Source organism: Lysinibacillus sp. NPDC093688 (genome assembly GCF_050280145.1).
GTDB lineage: Bacteria > Bacillota > Bacilli > Bacillales_A > Planococcaceae > Lysinibacillus > Lysinibacillus xylanilyticus_B.
The window spans coordinates 51,542-67,517 of sequence record NZ_JBNNUX010000013.1 but is presented as its reverse complement, the minus strand read 5'-3'; the positions used below and the strand labels follow the sequence as shown (position 1 = coordinate 67,517).

Genomic DNA, 15,976 nt, shown 5'->3' with positions numbered 1-15,976 from the left:
TATATTAGACGTTAAAAACAGCGCAAAAGTTCTCGAAATACTTAGAAAGTAAATCATACAAAAAAGCTACCTCAATAAAAATTGAGATAGCTTTTTATAAAGAGTCATTCAAAATTATAGCTTAACTATATGTGCAAGCTTATTTTCTGCTGCTTGAACTGTGTTGAATAGTAACATAGTAATTGTCATTGGTCCTACACCGCCTGGTACAGGTGTAATATGAGACGCAATTCCATCAACCTCATTGAAGTTTACGTCACCGCAAAGCTTGTTGTTTTCATCACGATTAATTCCAACATCTATCACAACTGCGCCTTCTTTAACATGCTCCTTCGTAATAAAGTTTGCACGTCCAACTGCTGCAATTAATATATCTGCTTGTTTAGTGAATGAAGGTAAATTTGGTGTTTTGGAATGCGTATATGTAACGGTTGCATCATTTTGTAATAGAAGTTGTCCCATTGGTTTCCCAACGATATGACTACGCCCCACGATGACCGCATGCTTTCCTGCTATTTCGATTCCTGAATATTCAAGAAGCTTCATTACGCCAAACGGTGTACAAGGCAAAAATGTTTCTTGGCCAAGCATCATTTTCCCAACACTTACCGGTGAGAAGCCATCAACGTCTTTTTCAACAGCAATTGTGGCAATAACAATATCCTCATCAATATGTTTTGGGAGTGGTAATTGTACTAAAATACCATGAATATCTTCACGATTATTTAATAATTCAATTTGTGCTAATAATGATTCTTGCGTAGTTTCTTCTGGTAGTTTAATTAGCTCAGAAAACATACCGATGGCTTCACAAGATTTTTGCTTATTTCTCACATATGTAGCCGAGGCTTGGTTGTCTCCTACTAAAACAACCGCTAAGCCTGGTGTTAATCCTTGCTCTTTTAAACGCGTTACTCGCTCTGCTACTGAATTACGAATTTCTTGACCAATTTCTTTACCATTAATAATTGCACTTGACATAGACCTTAGTTACTCCTTCCAATTCAACACATGTTATTGTTCTGTAAATTTAGAAAGTACGCCATTAACAAATTTCGACGAACCATCGTCTCCAAATGTTTTGCATAACTCGATTGCTTCATTAAGTACTACTCTTTTTGGTGTTTCTGGCATGTATAAAATCTCGTATACAGCTAGACGTAAAACCGTTCTTTCAATTTTAGGTAAACGGGCAAGCGACCACTTTTCAAGATGCTGTTCTAAAGCAGCATCGATTTCCTCCAAATGTTCAACTGTTCCAGTAACAATCTTTTCATAGAAGACATTTGTTGGTTGGCCTTTAATATGACCCATTGCTTCCTCTACTGTTAGATTGGTATTGTCTAGCTGAAACAAAACTTGCAACGCTTTTTCGCGTGCTTCATGTCGTTTCATGTAAAGCTCTCCTTCTTAAGTGGCATTAAGGTTTATAATAGCATAAATTCGTGAGAGAAACACGAATTCAAGCAAGTTTTAAATAATCTGATACCTTTTTCAAGCAACTTTTTGCTTATTTTAACACCCTGCAATTAACTTTACTAAGAAATATATTGAAATAAAAAATCAACCTTTATTGTTTAAATACCAAGAATGTTATAATTAAGGAAATTAAATATCATATTTTGAGGTGTTCATTATGCAATATGAAGTTACATGTACAAGTTGTAAAAGAACTTTCAAGTTATATGAAGGCGAGGAACAATATAAACAATGCAAAGAACGCAAATCCCTCCTATTTTACTACGATGATTGTAAACATAAAATTCGTTTTGATGTGATACGAAACTTCTTTAGCTCTTACTAGCAAGGGCATTTTATGAATGAACGTAGCCGCTCCATTGACATCAAAGCATGAAAGAAATATATAACACTTTGTATAACCGCGAACGAATACTTCCACACTTATAAAAAATAGAAAAAAAAAATCCGCCGGAGGCTTTGAGCAATGTGAAACTGGTCACTCAGTCGTTCGTTGTTCTTGCTGTCGCTTCGCTTTCGCACAGATAAGTTGCTACAGGGCGTTGAGCCCTTAGACTGAGTTCCTCTATTTCAGCGGGTGTTTAAACACCCGCTGAAATAAGTTAAAACAAATCTTTTGACCCTATAGTTACTATAGGGTTTATTGTATTACTTGGAAATATTCTAGTAGATTTTGATTTATGTATCGTGAAAGATTGAAGGAGAACAATATGAATAAGAAACAACTTTTAACCTTAAGTATTTTATTATCGAATTTATTCATTGCCTTTTTAGGTATTGGTTTAGTTATACCTGTGCTACCAACACTCATGAATGACCTGAAAATTTCAGGCTCTGTCGTTGGTTATATGGTGGCCGCATTTGCTATCACTCAACTTATCGTCTCACCGATTTCTGGTAAAATGGTAGATAACATTGGCCGTAAAATCATGATCGTTGCGGGGCTTTTTATATTCGGTTTTTCAGAGCTATTATTTGGGCTTGGACGCACAGTTGAAATACTCTTTGTATCACGTATGTTAGGTGGTATCAGTGCTGCTTTCATCATGCCTGCGGTAACTGCATATATCGCTGATATTACATCCTTGTCACAACGTCCAAAGGCATTGGGTTATATGAGTGCCGCGATTAGTACTGGCTTTATTATCGGACCTGGTATCGGTGGATTTTTGGCAGAATTCGGAACGCGCATACCGTTTTATGCTGCTGGTATACTTGGATTTTTAGCAGCGATCTTGTCATTTATTTTACTAAAAGAACCGACACGTGCTGCTAATGATGAACAGTCTGCATCATCAATTTCAGGCAGTGTGAAGCGTATTTTTAGCCCACTATACCTTATTCCATTCGTGCTTATTTTCGTACTATCATTTGGTTTAGCTGCATTTGAATCGTTATTTAGCCTATTTGTGGATCATAAATTCGCATTTACACCTTCAGATATCGCGATTATTATTACGGGAAGTGGAGTAGTCGGGGCTCTTGCTCAGCTAATATTATTCGATTGGCTGACAAAGAAAATGGGTGAGATTAATCTTATCCGTTATTCACTCGTCCTATCTGCTGTTTTAACATTTGCTATGACATTTGTAAGCCACTATTTCGCAATTTTATTTGTCACATTTTTTATTTTCGTCGGCTTCGATTTAATACGTCCTGCCGTTACCTCTTATTTATCAAAAATTGCTGGTAATGAACAAGGGTTCGTTGGTGGCATGAACTCCATGTTTACAAGTCTGGGTAATATATTTGGTCCTATTTTAGGTGGGGTATTGTTCGATATCAATTTGAACTATCCGTATTACTTTGCGACAATTGTTTTAACACTCGGCGTTATCCTTGCCTTATTCTGGAGAAAGCCAAAGCATATTGAAATATAATAAAGTAGCCATACTAATCACTGCTGAACAATTTCCGTGAACAACGTTAAAAAAGAAGGATTGCCCTGTAGGCAACCCTTCTTTTTATTCTTGTACAGCTACTTCTTCTTTTTCAAAGAGAATGCCAGTAATGTGAACATTCACTTCAGCTGTTTCAAGCGCTGTCATATTTAAAATTGCTTGGCGAATTTGAGTTTGTACTTCTTTCGCCACTTTCGGGATTGTATAGCCGTATTTTACAGAGCAAAATACATCAATGGCAATCTCACCAGTTTCAGTAACACCCGATTTAATGCCCTTATTATGAACTTTTTTACCGAAGCGTTCTACTACGCCTGTAGCAATATTACCGCGAGTTGCAGCAACCCCTTCTACCTCGTTCACTGCGATTCCAGCAACAACCTCGATTACTTCCGCTGCTACTTCAATTCTCCCAAGTTCTTCTTTACCAGAAGGCGTTGGTTGTACGAAAGATTGTCCTACTTTCTCTGCCATACAAATATCATCCTTTCCCTTACACATCACAAACAAATGCTGTACTTACGCTTATTATACTATAAAAAGGAAAGTTTGGCTTCGTAAAGTCGCTTTAATTTATCTGGATCAGGTTTATGTCGATAAATTTAAGAAGTTGGGTGATAAATATAAAAAGTTGGGCGATAAAACCAAAACTTTATTCGATAAATCAACAATGCTTATCGATAAAAACAAAAAGCGAAGAAATCTATGAAGATTTCTTCGTCATCGTAAATTTTATTTACGTTTCCTTTTAGAATAAATCACAAACCAGACAAAGTATAAGATAGTAACTAGTGATAAACCTAATGAAACATATCTTCTTTGCTCATAAGGCAAAATAATATCCAGGACAATAGTTAAAACAATTGCAGGTAGCATAGTACAAAACCAAACTCGCACTGCTTTGTTTTTAAATGAAAGTTCAAATCTTTCTATACAATCACCCTATTCATTATTTGTAAAATGCTCTGTTTATGTGTGATGGCTATTGTTTTGAGTGTTGAAAAGCCATTAATAGCCTTCTTATATCCCTGTTACATTATCAATAGTTGTAGATTTACCATTGATGTGAATATTAATCGTATCAAGGGCTGGGTCTAAAGTTAATTTATAGACATGCTGTTCTGTTGCATTCTCTTGTTCATTCGTAACATCTAACTTTATTATTAATGTATCACCTTGCGTTTCAAGGTCTGTTGTAACTGTACCTTTTGACCGAAAAACGACATAAGAAATATCTTTATCTACTATATTGATTATTTGAAGTGTATTTTTTTCATCAATTACCTTTTGCACTCTATCTGGAACAATCTCAATTTCATTAAAACTTAACGTTGATGAATTACATGCTGTTAAAATGAATATTGTCAAAAGCACTAAAAATAACTTTTTCACTGTCTTTTCAACCACCTCTCAAATGACCGAAAATTCTATCTATAAGATATTGTAACATAGAAAATCGTGAATTGGTGAAGGAATGGGAATTGCTCAACAAATGAGCTTGACTGTACCTACAGGCAACACGATAAGGTTAATCACTTTAACTTTGGATTAGCTTATAACAACCGTAGCAAGCTCTTAGAAAAGACTTATCCCTGTTCTCTGCTTATTGACATAAAAATACCTCCTAACAAATAAAAGTTAGAAGGTAATATAATTGCGAACTTTGATAGGTTATCTATTCCCTAAATCCGCAAGCTTGTCCCTAGAACATCACTCTTGACCTGTGACAGCACACTGAATACCATAGTTTGCAATCGAGCCTCAGTTTTCCAAAATTCCCCAACCTAAATTTCCGAGGTTAAAGTAATTCTGATGAAAAAATATTAAGAAGCATCATTTGTTAAAAACAAGCTCGAACTTTCTATTCGTATAATCAATCACCATACGCCCATCTTTAGCAATATCACTACCAAAAACACCATCTAACTTAAAAAAAGTAGCAAGATCTGTCAACATTTCTCTGACGTTGCGTAAGCTGATGGATTGGTGTTCATTCAGATAAACAATTAAATTTTCTACGCTGTCTAATTCTCTTTCTTTTACATCACCGAAACCACCAGAAAGGATCATTCTTTTCTCTATTTTAAGCTCATCGATTTTTGATAGGAGAGGTCGTCCAAAATGGCTCTTATTTGCACCAGTGTCTAAACCGAAATACAAAGGAACTTGATTCTTTCCTTTCACTTTCAAAATCGGATACCCACAGAAGAAAAGGTTGCTCTCCACACTATCTTTTTGTTTCGGTTTTTGAATTATGACCTGTTTTCGTCCATAATCGATTTCCAGACAAATATGTTGTATGATATCCCATCCAATGATACCGTCTACCTTCATTATTTCTTCCGTTTTAGGATTTTGAATCATTAATAAATCATTCGCTAACACCAATGTAGGCTGGTTAAGAATCGTCAGATCATGTATGACAATTGAATCGATGATAGCGAAATCAGTATTGAAATTTTGGTTTGTTGAATTTCCAACCTCAAATTCTTCATCTCTTACAATGTTAATATCACAGCCTTTCACTAAAGAATTTGAGATGACCGTCATCCCTGCTCCAGTATCTAACCAAAAGCATTTCTTTTTCCCATTAATCATTACATCGATTGTTGGAGAGCCAGAGATACTTAGTTTCATCGGCATACATATTTGATCGTTTAAGAAGGAGAATGTTGTTTGTTCAGACTGGCTACAAGCTCTCGCAATTAAACGATTGCTTTGATCAATGCTTTGATCATCAAGTAAGCCTAGCACCTCTAATTGTTCCCATTCGGATTTAGTAAAATAAAGCTCAAATAAAATCTTGGCACAGCCACTTCGTAATGAAAGATCATGTGACTTACAATACAAATCCTTTAAAATTTCTGCACCCAAACATTCTTGACCATCTGTAATTAATTTTAAAGCAGAGACAAACTCTTTTTGTTCATCATTCATTTCGAACGTTACAAAATCAAACTTCTCCATTTCTTCTATACCTTTCAATTTATCCCCTCCAGCAAATAATTTAATTTTTTTCGGTTACTCAGTCCCAATTGAATAACACGCTAGACAATTATTACTTCTATATACTCCCAACAATTCCTTCTTACCCCACAAAATAGCACCATTAGTTAAGTAGAAGCAATTTCACGCACAAAAAGCCATCAACTATGCCGTAACGCTAATTAATTTTAGACAAATAAAAAACCTCCTGACTAATAAAGTCAGAAGGTATAAGTTATGACACTATTAAATAAGCCGATCTATAATCGACTTACATTTATTAAACACCCAAATAGTTGAATAAGCGAGAGTCTACTTTACCACGCTTCTCACTTTATTAACTTATATCAAGTATTGTAAATATGTAGTGTTACTGTCTCTTTTCAACAAATAACAAAATTAGTGTTGCAAATGGCCCTAATACAAGAGAAAGCAAAAACCAATTTAACCCCGTTCTATTCTTCCCTTGTGCAAGTGCAGCATTTATCAACGCCAATGTACCCCAACCTACGAAATATTGGCTATCCATCATCTGCCCCCTTACATGCATCGTTAGTGTGCATTTCTTCACAAATTTTATTATAACACATCCAAAAAACATGCTTCAGAAAGGTGTCTATACTGTTAAATTAAATAAGCCTGAAAACAGCCCTAAATATACGGTAAATTGGAAAGCCCAAAAAATGACGAAAAAAACATACAATACTCTATAACATGAGTTCAAAAGGAAAATTACATATTTTCAACAAAGGCTATTAGCATTGCCTCCTCATCAAGAAACCATTTTTTCTTTAATTGCGGAGAATGATACGGATTATCGCTATGGAGATATGGTTGTGAAATAATGCTTTTAGCAACTGGAGCCACATGAATTTGATTGAGGATTTCCAAAGGCTCCGGATATTCAAAGTATAAATTTAATATAGGGTGTGGATTTTCATTTCTCCATTTTGCAAATCCTTGAGAAAAGTTCTTGTGTTCTGGCATTTTTATCTGTTGAAATATCTCTGTCGGTAATAAGTTTTGTGCCAAACAATAAAGGCCATGTGCAGGCACACATAGCTGTTTCATCGCTTTACTGAAATCTGCACGCATATATCCTGAACACAAATTTTGTAAATGTTTCCCCATTGCCTCGACATCTTCTTTGTGTAATGAAAGCAGAAATGCAGCTCCCGAACGCTCCCATTGTGGTTTCTTTGTGCCAACAAATTTTTCGGCTGCATAGAGCGCTTTTTGCAACAGTATTTCATCTCTATACCACATTGCCCTCAAGAGATTGCTCATCACAATATAAAACGGGTAACCATTTTTAGTTAAACTCAGTTCGGATGGAAGAATGCGCTCCATTGTTTCGTTATCTCCACAAGCGAATGCCTCTAAAATATGTAAGGTGTTTTGACAATGGTCATACCCTCCGTCACATCCCGGAAGTAATTGATAACGCATTTGCTGGAAAATTAAATTGTTCCACTTTTGCCAGTCTTGATGTAAAAAGCACTCATCTAACCATATATCGTAGTTAGTTTTTAACAGTCCAAATGACATCGATTTAGTAATTTCCTTTAATACTTCATTATCTTGTGCAGTTCCTTCTTTTGCGTTATTTATAATTTCCTCATAATTTATAATACAATGCACAATGTATTGACTTTTATCTGTATCCATTAAACTTCACAACCCCGGTTTTTTTATTTTTTCGTTTCAAAGCAAGAATTATATAAACTTTCTTCTTCTAATTCTATGAGTTCTCCCAAAGGTAATTTACCATATTTTTCTCGTTTTCCTATTTCGTCTCATTATCTATATAAGGTTTACCACATGTCAACTTCGTACTTTTCTCACCCTATCAACTCCCCCCTAATAATGGAATGCCTATCTGTCAAAATGATGATAATTCCATTTCGGATACTGCGTAAATAACGTTATTCGCCGTTAAGACGTCTCCCATGTATACGAACAAAGCGCCTTGCCCTTCGCTGTAATATACGTCAGTTTTACGTCCAGTCTGCTCGAGTATCTTCCGTTGAATATTTACGATGCTAGCTTCAACATTCATTCCGTTCAATCCTCCTTATAATTCCGTTTGAATTAGCTTCTAAGCGCTTTTGATGATAATTACACCAACTTATGATTTAAAACCGTTTTTAGCAACGGCTATAAAGGCGAAATGAAGGCGCTATGCTTAACTCTTCCGAAATCCGGACGATAACTTGTGATAAGGATATAATAGAAAAACGGCTACTCGGCAAAGTAACCATCTCCAATTGCAGTTGGCGCTACGATCAGTTATGATGCTAGTCGCTTGTTGGCGCAAGCTCTAGCGTATATGCCGATTCTTTTTATCACACGTAATTCACTTTGCTTTGTAACGTCTTTTACATCGCCTAACGATGAAATAAATCCGAAAATATTTCCGCTGTTATTTCGTCTAAATATTCCACATTCATAATCGTTAATAACCGCCTAAAAACGTAGTCGTATTCTTTAATCGTTTGTTTGCGTACGCCCGATAAGCGCATTTGTTCTTTAACGATGATTAGCGCAGAATACGCCTAATACGATTACCTTTTAAACGAACTGAATTAACTTCAATCATAATTGTTGGCGCTGTTATTAGTGGCTCATTATTTTCGTTTTTAGGATTAATCGTTTTTAGTTCGATTGGATTCATATTTTCTAAATCGAAAATAAAGGTACGCTGACTATTTTTACGCACAAAAAAGACCCCCTAACGAATCAGTTTCGTTAAAGGGTCTAAAAATCGGATATTCCGTTTTGTTTTATTCCTAATTCTATTCCGCTGACAAATATTGCACAACTATTTCGCAAGCTTCCCGACTAGTAGCCGAGACGGTTAAAACGTTGATACGTCTTACTTGCTTGTCCCTAATACATCGTTCTCTTCTAAGAACTTCGTATTGAATTGTGCTGATTTGAACACGTCATTGTTCATCAATGCTTGGTGGAATGGAATTGTTGTATTGATACCAGGACCAGATACTTCAAATTCGCTAAGCGCACGATTCATTTTCGCAATCGCTTCTTCACGAGTGTTTGCATGAACAATTAGTTTTGCAACCATAGAATCATAGTATGGTGGGATTGTATAACCAGCATACACTGCAGAGTCAATACGTACACCGTAGCCACCTGGAGTTACATAAGTATCTACAGTACCAGCTGATGGCATGAAGTTTTTATAAGCATTTTCTGCGTTAATACGGCATTCAATTGCCCATCCATTTAATTGAATATCATCTTGAGTGAAAGGAAGTTTTTCACCAGATGCAATTTTTAATTGTTGTTGTACAAGATCTACACCAGAAATCATTTCAGTTACTGGATGCTCTACTTGGATACGAGTATTCATTTCCATGAAGTAGAATTTATCTTCTTGATAGTCATAAATAAACTCGATTGTTCCAGCACCTTCATAGTTACAAGCTTGTGCAGCTTTAACGGCAGCCGCACCCATCTCAGCACGACGCTCTGAAGATAGCGCTGGAGACGGAGCTTCCTCTACTAATTTCTGCATACGACGTTGAACTGTACAGTCACGTTCACCTAAATGTACAACGTTACCATAGCCATCCGCTAATACTTGGATTTCACAGTGACGGAAGTACTCGATGAATTTTTCTAAATATACGCCAGGGTTACCGAATGCTGCAGCAGCCTCTTTTTGCGTAATGTCAATACCTTTTACAAGGTCTTCTTCTGTACGAGCTACACGGATACCTTTACCGCCACCACCAGCAGTTGCTTTGATGATAACTGGGTACCCAATTTTAGCAGCCCATTCTTTACCTGTTTCGATATCTGGAACAATACCAGTACCCGGAACAAGTGGAACATTTGCTGCTTCCATTGTTGTACGTGCAACGTCTTTAATACCCATAATTTTAATTGAATCTGATGAAGGTCCAATGAACTTAATGCCTGCGTTTTCACAAGCTTCAGCGAAGTCAGCGTTTTCAGATACAAAACCGTAACCTGGGTGGATACCGTCCGCACCCGTTTTTTCTGCTACGCTAAGTAAAGCTGGAAAGCTAAGATATGAATCTTTTGATAGCTTTGGTCCGATGCAATATGCTTCGTCTGCTAATTTCACATGTAATGCGTCTGCGTCTGCTTCTGAAAATACGGCAACTGATTGAATGCCTAACTCTTTACAAGCACGAATGATACGCACAGCGATTTCGCCGCGGTTTGCAATTAAAACTTTTTTCATAGTTGTGCACTCCTTACTCAGCTTTTACAAGGAATAATGGCTGTCCGTATTCTACTAATTCACCGTCTTTAACAAGTAATTCAACGATTTCCCCTTGAACTTCTGCTTCAATTTCGTTGAATAGTTTCATAGCTTCTACGATACATACAATTGTTTCATTACCAACTTTGTCCCCCACTTTAGCGTAAGCTGGTGAATCTGGGTTTGGAGATTGATAAAAAGTACCGACCATCGGAGATACAATTTTATGTAACGATGGGTCGTTATTTACTGGTGCTGCAGCAGGTGCTTCTTCAGCTTTTGCTGGAGCAGCTGGTGCTACAGGAGCTGCTGCTGGTGCAGATTGTTGTACAACAGGTGCCGCTACTTCTTTTTTAGGTGCTACAGTTTCAGTAACAACAACACCATTCTTTTTTAATTTAACTTTTGCCCCATCTACTTCATAAACGAACTCGTCAATTGAAGAAGAATCTACCAATTTAATGATTTCACGAATTTCTTGTATTTTGAACATTTTCCTAACTCTCCTTATGAAAAAAAATCTACTACAAGCACTATTCTATATTTTTTTCGAACAATTTGAAATACTTTAATGAAAATTAAGTAAATATGAACAAAACAAAAGGCTTTCTTTTACTAAACGAAAGCCTTTTCATGATACTGATATATAACAATATTATCAAATAAACAGAATATTAGTATTTTTCCCTATTTTTTAATAGTTATTATTTGCACTAAATTTTACTTGGACGTCATTTGCGCCTTCCATCTCTGTTCTTACCAAATAAATAATTTCATTTGCTTGAGCTTTTGATAGCTCCTCCGCCATAACATCTACCTGTACTTTATCACCGTCTGCTCGTACAAATGCATCGGAGTAGCCTAAAGATTTAATTAGCATTTCTAACATTGCTTCTGCAGATTCTTGTTTTATAAGGCTATCCATCTCATTATAAGCCTTACTTTTATCTTCTGCTGAGTAATCTTGTGAACCGATTTTCTGCTCTAATTGCGAACGAAGCTGGCTTCTTTCATCACTAACTTGCATGCGCATTTCTTCAAATAAATGACTTGGAGAAGATACTTCCTTCGTCTCTCCCCCTTTCGTTGCTTCTTGATCAGTTACACCAGTTACCGCAGTTTGCTGTAATGCGTCATCTGTGAAAATAGTTAGTCCATTAAATTGTTTTGCTGGATCAACCAAATAATACACTGAAATAACCGCTACTAGACTTAATAATGTCATAAACCAAACTGTTCTTCTACGTACGCGCATTTACTTTTCCTCCTTATTTTCCATTGGAACGATAATAATTCGATGAATCGGTAATTGCATTACTTGACTAACAACCGCACGAATTTCATTTTTAACAAAGATATCTGATGCTCCTTCTGAAACAATTAGCAGCCCTGTTACTTCTTTCGTGCCTTGTTCAGTTCCTCGAAAATATTGACTGAATAGTTGATTGTCATCCTTCTTATCTGTCATATCTCCGTAATAAAAATAGACCTTAACCTCCCCAACACCTTTCATAGCCTTCAATGTCTGCTCAAGTTTTTCTTCATTGGTTGTCGGTGCTACTTGCCCATTCGTTGTATTCGTTTGATACATTGGTAAAATGATGAAAATTCCCACGGAGGCAGCGATAAGCATTAAGACTATAAATGACGTTGTTTTTTTTCGTTTCTTTTCCACATCACTTGTACATTGCCTCCTTTCATCTCTTCTCTTTTTCAAGTGTATGTACGCTTGTTTCCTCCTATGAATTGATAAATGGAATCTTTAATAGCAATTGCAAAAATACTAACGTAATGACAAGCTTTGTAAGCGAAATTATCTCTTTATCTTCTGTTAGAAATACGAATATCTGACAGATAAAGAGAATTGCTAATAAAAGAATCAATTTATCTCCCCCCAGCCATAACTTGCACAAAAACGATGAGGAATAAACAAGAAAACATAAATGAAAAAGCAATTAGAAATGATACAGCACATAATGTAAATAGAGATTTACTAACATGATCTAGTAGTTTACAAATATCATCAAAGGCGATTGGCTCTAAAATAGCAGCTAACATTTTCAACGAATAGGCACTGACAACAAGCTGCACTGTAGGAATGAACGACACGGTAATAACCGCTATAAACGCAGTAAAACTACTTATAGAAGATGCAAATTGTGACATGTGCTGGAACATTGAAAAACTATCTACTATAAAGGAACCAACAACTGGGATATTTTCCTCTATTAATTTTTTCACAGGCTCTGCAACAGCTGCATTAACACTAAAAGCCGCAACACCACTCGCCGACATTAAAATGATGTAACAAATAACAGATGCAGAGACGATGCTCATAATGGTAAAACGAATCATTTCAGCAATTCTCGTAAACGAAATCTCTTTAACAATGACACTGCAAACATCAAAAACAATGGCAAAAAGCACTCCCGGAATAAGCCATTTACTACTAATAATCGTTAATACTTGTACAAAAAAAAGTAAAAAAGGCTGCCAAGAAGCAATCGCTGTAATACTGCTTGATAAAAGAAAGCTTGAAGTAAGAATGGGATAAAATGCAGTAAATATATGAGCAAGTCCCTGTGCGATTTCGTCTATTAATTTAAATGAATTCACAACGACAGGTCCTATTGTTGCAAGGACTATAAGAAAAAAAAGTATCCTTGTCCCTTTTTCAAATTCTGGTATTATCATATTGACAATTAAAATAATAATGACGTAGCCACATAAAATAAGCGTCATCTTCAGCAATAGAAAGAATGGATCCGTTAAAAACGAAAATATTTGCTCTAGCAATGTCTTCGCCCCTTAGTTTAGCCGTTGTAAAATGGCCGACACCTCCTGTAAAACAGCCAAAAATTCCTTAAACCAGTACAACAAAATAATAATTTTGACCCCATCATAGACGATGTGTCCGAGTACTTTATAATTTTGTTCTACTAGTAACATCGACACCCATTGCCCGATATAAAAAAGGCTAGCACTTACTACAATAGCTTTTGCATAAGGCAAAAAAGCTAACGTCTCAAGTAATTGCTTGATGAATGGTAATAAGAGTGTCGAAAACAACATACCGAATAGCAAAAATGAAAACATTACACTAATTAGCGCATGGAGTGGCTGTATGACTTCTTTTATAAGCAATAATAAAAGCAGCATGACAACAGCAACAATGACAATTTCCATTTACCTACCCTGATGAGGTCAGCCATTGAAAGAATGTAAGGATCTCAGTAAAAAAGAGACGTAAAAATCGCAGTAATTCCGCTGTCATATATAAATAGGCAATGAAAAATAGGAAAAATGAAAATTCTTTTTTTCCTGTTTGATCAAAGAAGACATGAAGAAGCGCAACTACTAGTCCCACTCCCGCGACTCTTAATACGTCTTGTAATTCCATTTCATACGCCCCCTCGTGTACAGCAATATATGTTGCTACCACAAAAAAAAGACCTCCATACATACGTATAGAGATCTTCGTAATTTTATGAAATTAATGATGCCTTGGCATAATTGCATCCGGAAGCTTAACTTCTCTCAGCGGATGTTAGACGTCTTTGAAAAGTAACTTAAATCCACATTCGCTTACCACCTATCGAGGGAGGAAATTTGCCGAAAGAAGTTACAGTAACTTTTCAATGATGCTTTTGACGGTGCCTGGTTGTTTCACTAAATAGCTCTTTTCGCCCATCCACATCGATAAATATTCGGCTTTGCCTTGTTTTGCGCCTTCTTTGCGAATAGTTGTAGTTAGATCATTTTGCAATGGATAAGGGGCTACAATAGCATCCTTCATACGTTCCGTAAAACCATTTGCTAAGCCTCTTGCTGGTTTACCAGAAAAAGCACGAGTAATCGTCGTCTGTTGTGCTTCCGATTGAAGCAAGGCATTTTTATAAAGAGGTGAAATTTCACACTCATCAGCTACTAGTAAAGCTGTACCAATTTGAACCGCTTGTGCACCCATTGCTAGTGCTTTGCTCACATCTTCCTTTGTGACAATGCCTCCAGCAGCAATAATCGGTATGGAAATTTGCCCTACCACTTGCTGAAGTAAATCATGCAAATCAATTAATTGCATCGGTTCAGTGAAGGAACCACGATGACCACCAGCTTCACCACCCTGAAGAACAACAGCTTCCATCCCTGCTTGTTCTACACGCTTTGCTTCCTCTAATGTAGTAGCTGTACCAATAACATACACATTGTTGTCCTTTAAACGCTGAATGACATCTGCTGAAGGTATACCAAATGTAAAAGAACAAATGGCTACATTTTCATCAAGAACAGCTTGTACTTGTTCTTCAAATACTTCCTTGGACAAGACACTTTGTACAGGTGATAGTCCAAGTTCATCATAAAACGGTTGTAAAGCCATTCGAGCTTTTTGAAGAACATCAACATCAATACGTGGTTCTTCTTGTACAAATAAATTAATCGCAAATGGCTTTTTCGTTAGCTTTTTAACTTCCTGAATAAAGCTTTTTGTTTGCTCCCCATTTAAATAGCCCGCTCCAATCGAGCCTAAAATACCTCGCTCTGCACAGGCTGCCACAAATTTTGGCGTAGTTACACCAGCCATTGGTGCCTGTATGATTGGATATGGTATGTCAAAAGTTGTTTGTAGCATAGCATTCACTCCTTACTATTATTGTAAACAAATTTTCCAATTATGACCACATATTAAATGATAGAAACTAATTTTTCTAATAGTAAAAAAGGAGCTATCTCTACTTTATATGTATAAATAAAAACCTACCCTTTTGTAAAAAAGAGTAGGTCGGATATTTTTATTCATTACCCACGAGAAACGTAAGAACCTTCTTCAGTATTGATAATTAACTTGTCACCTTGGTTTACGAAGAATGGCACTTGTACAATAAGACCTGTTTCAAGAGTTGCAGGTTTTGTACCACCTGAAGCTGTATCACCTTTAATGCCAGGCTCTGTTTCTGTTACTTCTAGCGTTACAGTGTTTGGTAATTCAACACCTAACATTTCACTTTGGTATGATTGAATATGAACTTCCATGTTTTCTTTTAGGAATTTTAATTCATATTCAATGGCAGCTGAAGCAAGTTCAGTTTGCTCATATGATTCTAAGTCCATGAAAACATGCTCGTCACCTTGTGCATAAAGGTATTGCATTTTACGGTTATCGATTTGTGCTTTTTCAACTTTCTCACCAGCACGGAAAGTTTTTTCATTTACTGAACCGTTACGTAGGTTACGTAATTTAGAACGTACGAACGCAGCACCTTTACCTGGTTTAACGTGTTGGAAATCTAACACGCGATATAATTGGCCATCTACAACAATTGTTAGACCTGTACGGAAATCGTTTACTGAAATCATT

At 36.3% G+C, this 15,976-nt stretch carries 20 protein-coding genes; 1 reads left to right on the top strand and 19 read right to left on the bottom strand.

What is annotated here, in order from left to right; all coding sequences use genetic code 11:
• Window positions 1–114: 114 nt before the first annotated feature.
• On the bottom strand, window positions 115–981 hold the full coding sequence (folD, locus tag ACQKN2_RS12255; protein ID WP_427415227.1) for a bifunctional methylenetetrahydrofolate dehydrogenase/methenyltetrahydrofolate cyclohydrolase FolD: 867 nt from the start codon (window positions 979–981) through the stop codon (window positions 115–117).
• A 33-nt stretch (window positions 982–1,014) separates the two neighbouring features.
• Entirely contained in the window at window positions 1,015–1,395 is a 381-nt protein-coding gene (gene nusB / locus ACQKN2_RS12250; protein WP_427415226.1) for a transcription antitermination factor NusB, read from the bottom strand.
• A gap of 794 nt (window positions 1,396–2,189) precedes the next feature.
• On the opposite strand from nusB, the gene ACQKN2_RS12245 reads away from it, so the two are divergent.
• On the top strand, window positions 2,190–3,359 hold the full coding sequence (locus ACQKN2_RS12245) for an MFS transporter (RefSeq protein ID WP_427415225.1): 1,170 nt from the start codon (window positions 2,190–2,192) through the stop codon (window positions 3,357–3,359).
• A gap of 84 nt (window positions 3,360–3,443) precedes the next feature.
• Here the strand turns inward: ACQKN2_RS12245 and ACQKN2_RS12240 are convergent, their stop codons facing one another.
• The 17 genes from ACQKN2_RS12240 to efp form a co-directional block, all read right to left on the bottom strand.
• A complete protein-coding gene (locus ACQKN2_RS12240) occupies window positions 3,444–3,854 on the bottom strand; it encodes an Asp23/Gls24 family envelope stress response protein (RefSeq protein WP_323647078.1) in 411 nt (136 codons plus the stop codon).
• A gap of 546 nt (window positions 3,855–4,400) precedes the next feature.
• The gene (locus ACQKN2_RS12235; protein ID WP_427415224.1) at window positions 4,401–4,787 is read right to left on the bottom strand and encodes a hypothetical protein; all 387 of its coding nucleotides are present in this window, start codon (window positions 4,785–4,787) and stop codon (window positions 4,401–4,403) included.
• 426 nt (window positions 4,788–5,213) lie between these two features.
• Window positions 5,214–6,365 (bottom strand): retropepsin-like aspartic protease, encoded by a 1,152-nt coding sequence (locus ACQKN2_RS12230; RefSeq protein WP_427415223.1) that lies wholly within the window; start codon window positions 6,363–6,365, stop codon window positions 5,214–5,216.
• 370 nt (window positions 6,366–6,735) lie between these two features.
• On the bottom strand, window positions 6,736–6,894 hold the full coding sequence (locus tag ACQKN2_RS12225; RefSeq protein WP_427415222.1) for a hypothetical protein: 159 nt from the start codon (window positions 6,892–6,894) through the stop codon (window positions 6,736–6,738).
• 203 nt (window positions 6,895–7,097) lie between these two features.
• Entirely contained in the window at window positions 7,098–8,033 is a 936-nt protein-coding gene (locus ACQKN2_RS12220; protein ID WP_427415221.1) for a hypothetical protein, read from the bottom strand.
• A gap of 214 nt (window positions 8,034–8,247) precedes the next feature.
• Entirely contained in the window at window positions 8,248–8,424 is a 177-nt protein-coding gene (locus ACQKN2_RS12215) for a hypothetical protein (protein WP_427415220.1), read from the bottom strand.
• Between the two features lie 480 nt (window positions 8,425–8,904).
• Entirely contained in the window at window positions 8,905–9,084 is a 180-nt protein-coding gene (locus ACQKN2_RS12210; protein ID WP_427415219.1) for a hypothetical protein, read from the bottom strand.
• A gap of 156 nt (window positions 9,085–9,240) precedes the next feature.
• Window positions 9,241–10,599 (bottom strand): acetyl-CoA carboxylase biotin carboxylase subunit, encoded by a 1,359-nt coding sequence (gene accC / locus ACQKN2_RS12205; RefSeq protein ID WP_427415218.1) that lies wholly within the window; start codon window positions 10,597–10,599, stop codon window positions 9,241–9,243.
• A 13-nt stretch (window positions 10,600–10,612) separates the two neighbouring features.
• Complete coding sequence (gene accB, locus ACQKN2_RS12200) at window positions 10,613–11,113, bottom strand: acetyl-CoA carboxylase biotin carboxyl carrier protein (protein ID WP_427415217.1); 501 nt, start codon at window positions 11,111–11,113, stop codon at window positions 10,613–10,615.
• Window positions 11,114–11,314: 201 nt separating this feature from the next.
• Window positions 11,315–11,875, bottom strand: a complete 561-nt coding sequence (locus tag ACQKN2_RS12195) for a SpoIIIAH-like family protein (RefSeq protein WP_427415216.1) — start codon at window positions 11,873–11,875, stop codon at window positions 11,315–11,317.
• Entirely contained in the window at window positions 11,876–12,337 is a 462-nt protein-coding gene (locus ACQKN2_RS12190; protein WP_427415215.1) for a hypothetical protein, read from the bottom strand. It abuts the gene before it with no gap.
• Window positions 12,338–12,359: 22 nt separating this feature from the next.
• Window positions 12,360–12,503, bottom strand: coding sequence for a hypothetical protein (locus tag ACQKN2_RS12185; protein WP_323647094.1), 144 nt, complete (start codon window positions 12,501–12,503; stop codon window positions 12,360–12,362).
• A 1-nt stretch (window position 12,504) separates the two neighbouring features.
• On the bottom strand, window positions 12,505–13,416 hold the full coding sequence (locus tag ACQKN2_RS12180; RefSeq protein WP_427415214.1) for a stage III sporulation protein AE: 912 nt from the start codon (window positions 13,414–13,416) through the stop codon (window positions 12,505–12,507).
• A gap of 12 nt (window positions 13,417–13,428) precedes the next feature.
• Entirely contained in the window at window positions 13,429–13,806 is a 378-nt protein-coding gene (locus ACQKN2_RS12175) for a hypothetical protein (RefSeq protein WP_427415213.1), read from the bottom strand.
• A gap of 4 nt (window positions 13,807–13,810) precedes the next feature.
• Window positions 13,811–14,020: a hypothetical protein gene (locus ACQKN2_RS12170; protein WP_008179863.1), complete on the bottom strand. Its 210-nt coding sequence runs from the start codon at window positions 14,018–14,020 to the stop codon at window positions 13,811–13,813.
• Window positions 14,021–14,242: 222 nt separating this feature from the next.
• Window positions 14,243–15,250: an NAD(P)H-dependent flavin oxidoreductase gene (locus ACQKN2_RS12165; RefSeq protein ID WP_427415212.1), complete on the bottom strand. Its 1,008-nt coding sequence runs from the start codon at window positions 15,248–15,250 to the stop codon at window positions 14,243–14,245.
• A 167-nt stretch (window positions 15,251–15,417) separates the two neighbouring features.
• A complete protein-coding gene (gene efp, locus ACQKN2_RS12160; RefSeq protein WP_427415211.1) occupies window positions 15,418–15,975 on the bottom strand; it encodes an elongation factor P in 558 nt (185 codons plus the stop codon).
• Window position 15,976 lies beyond the last annotated feature (1 nt).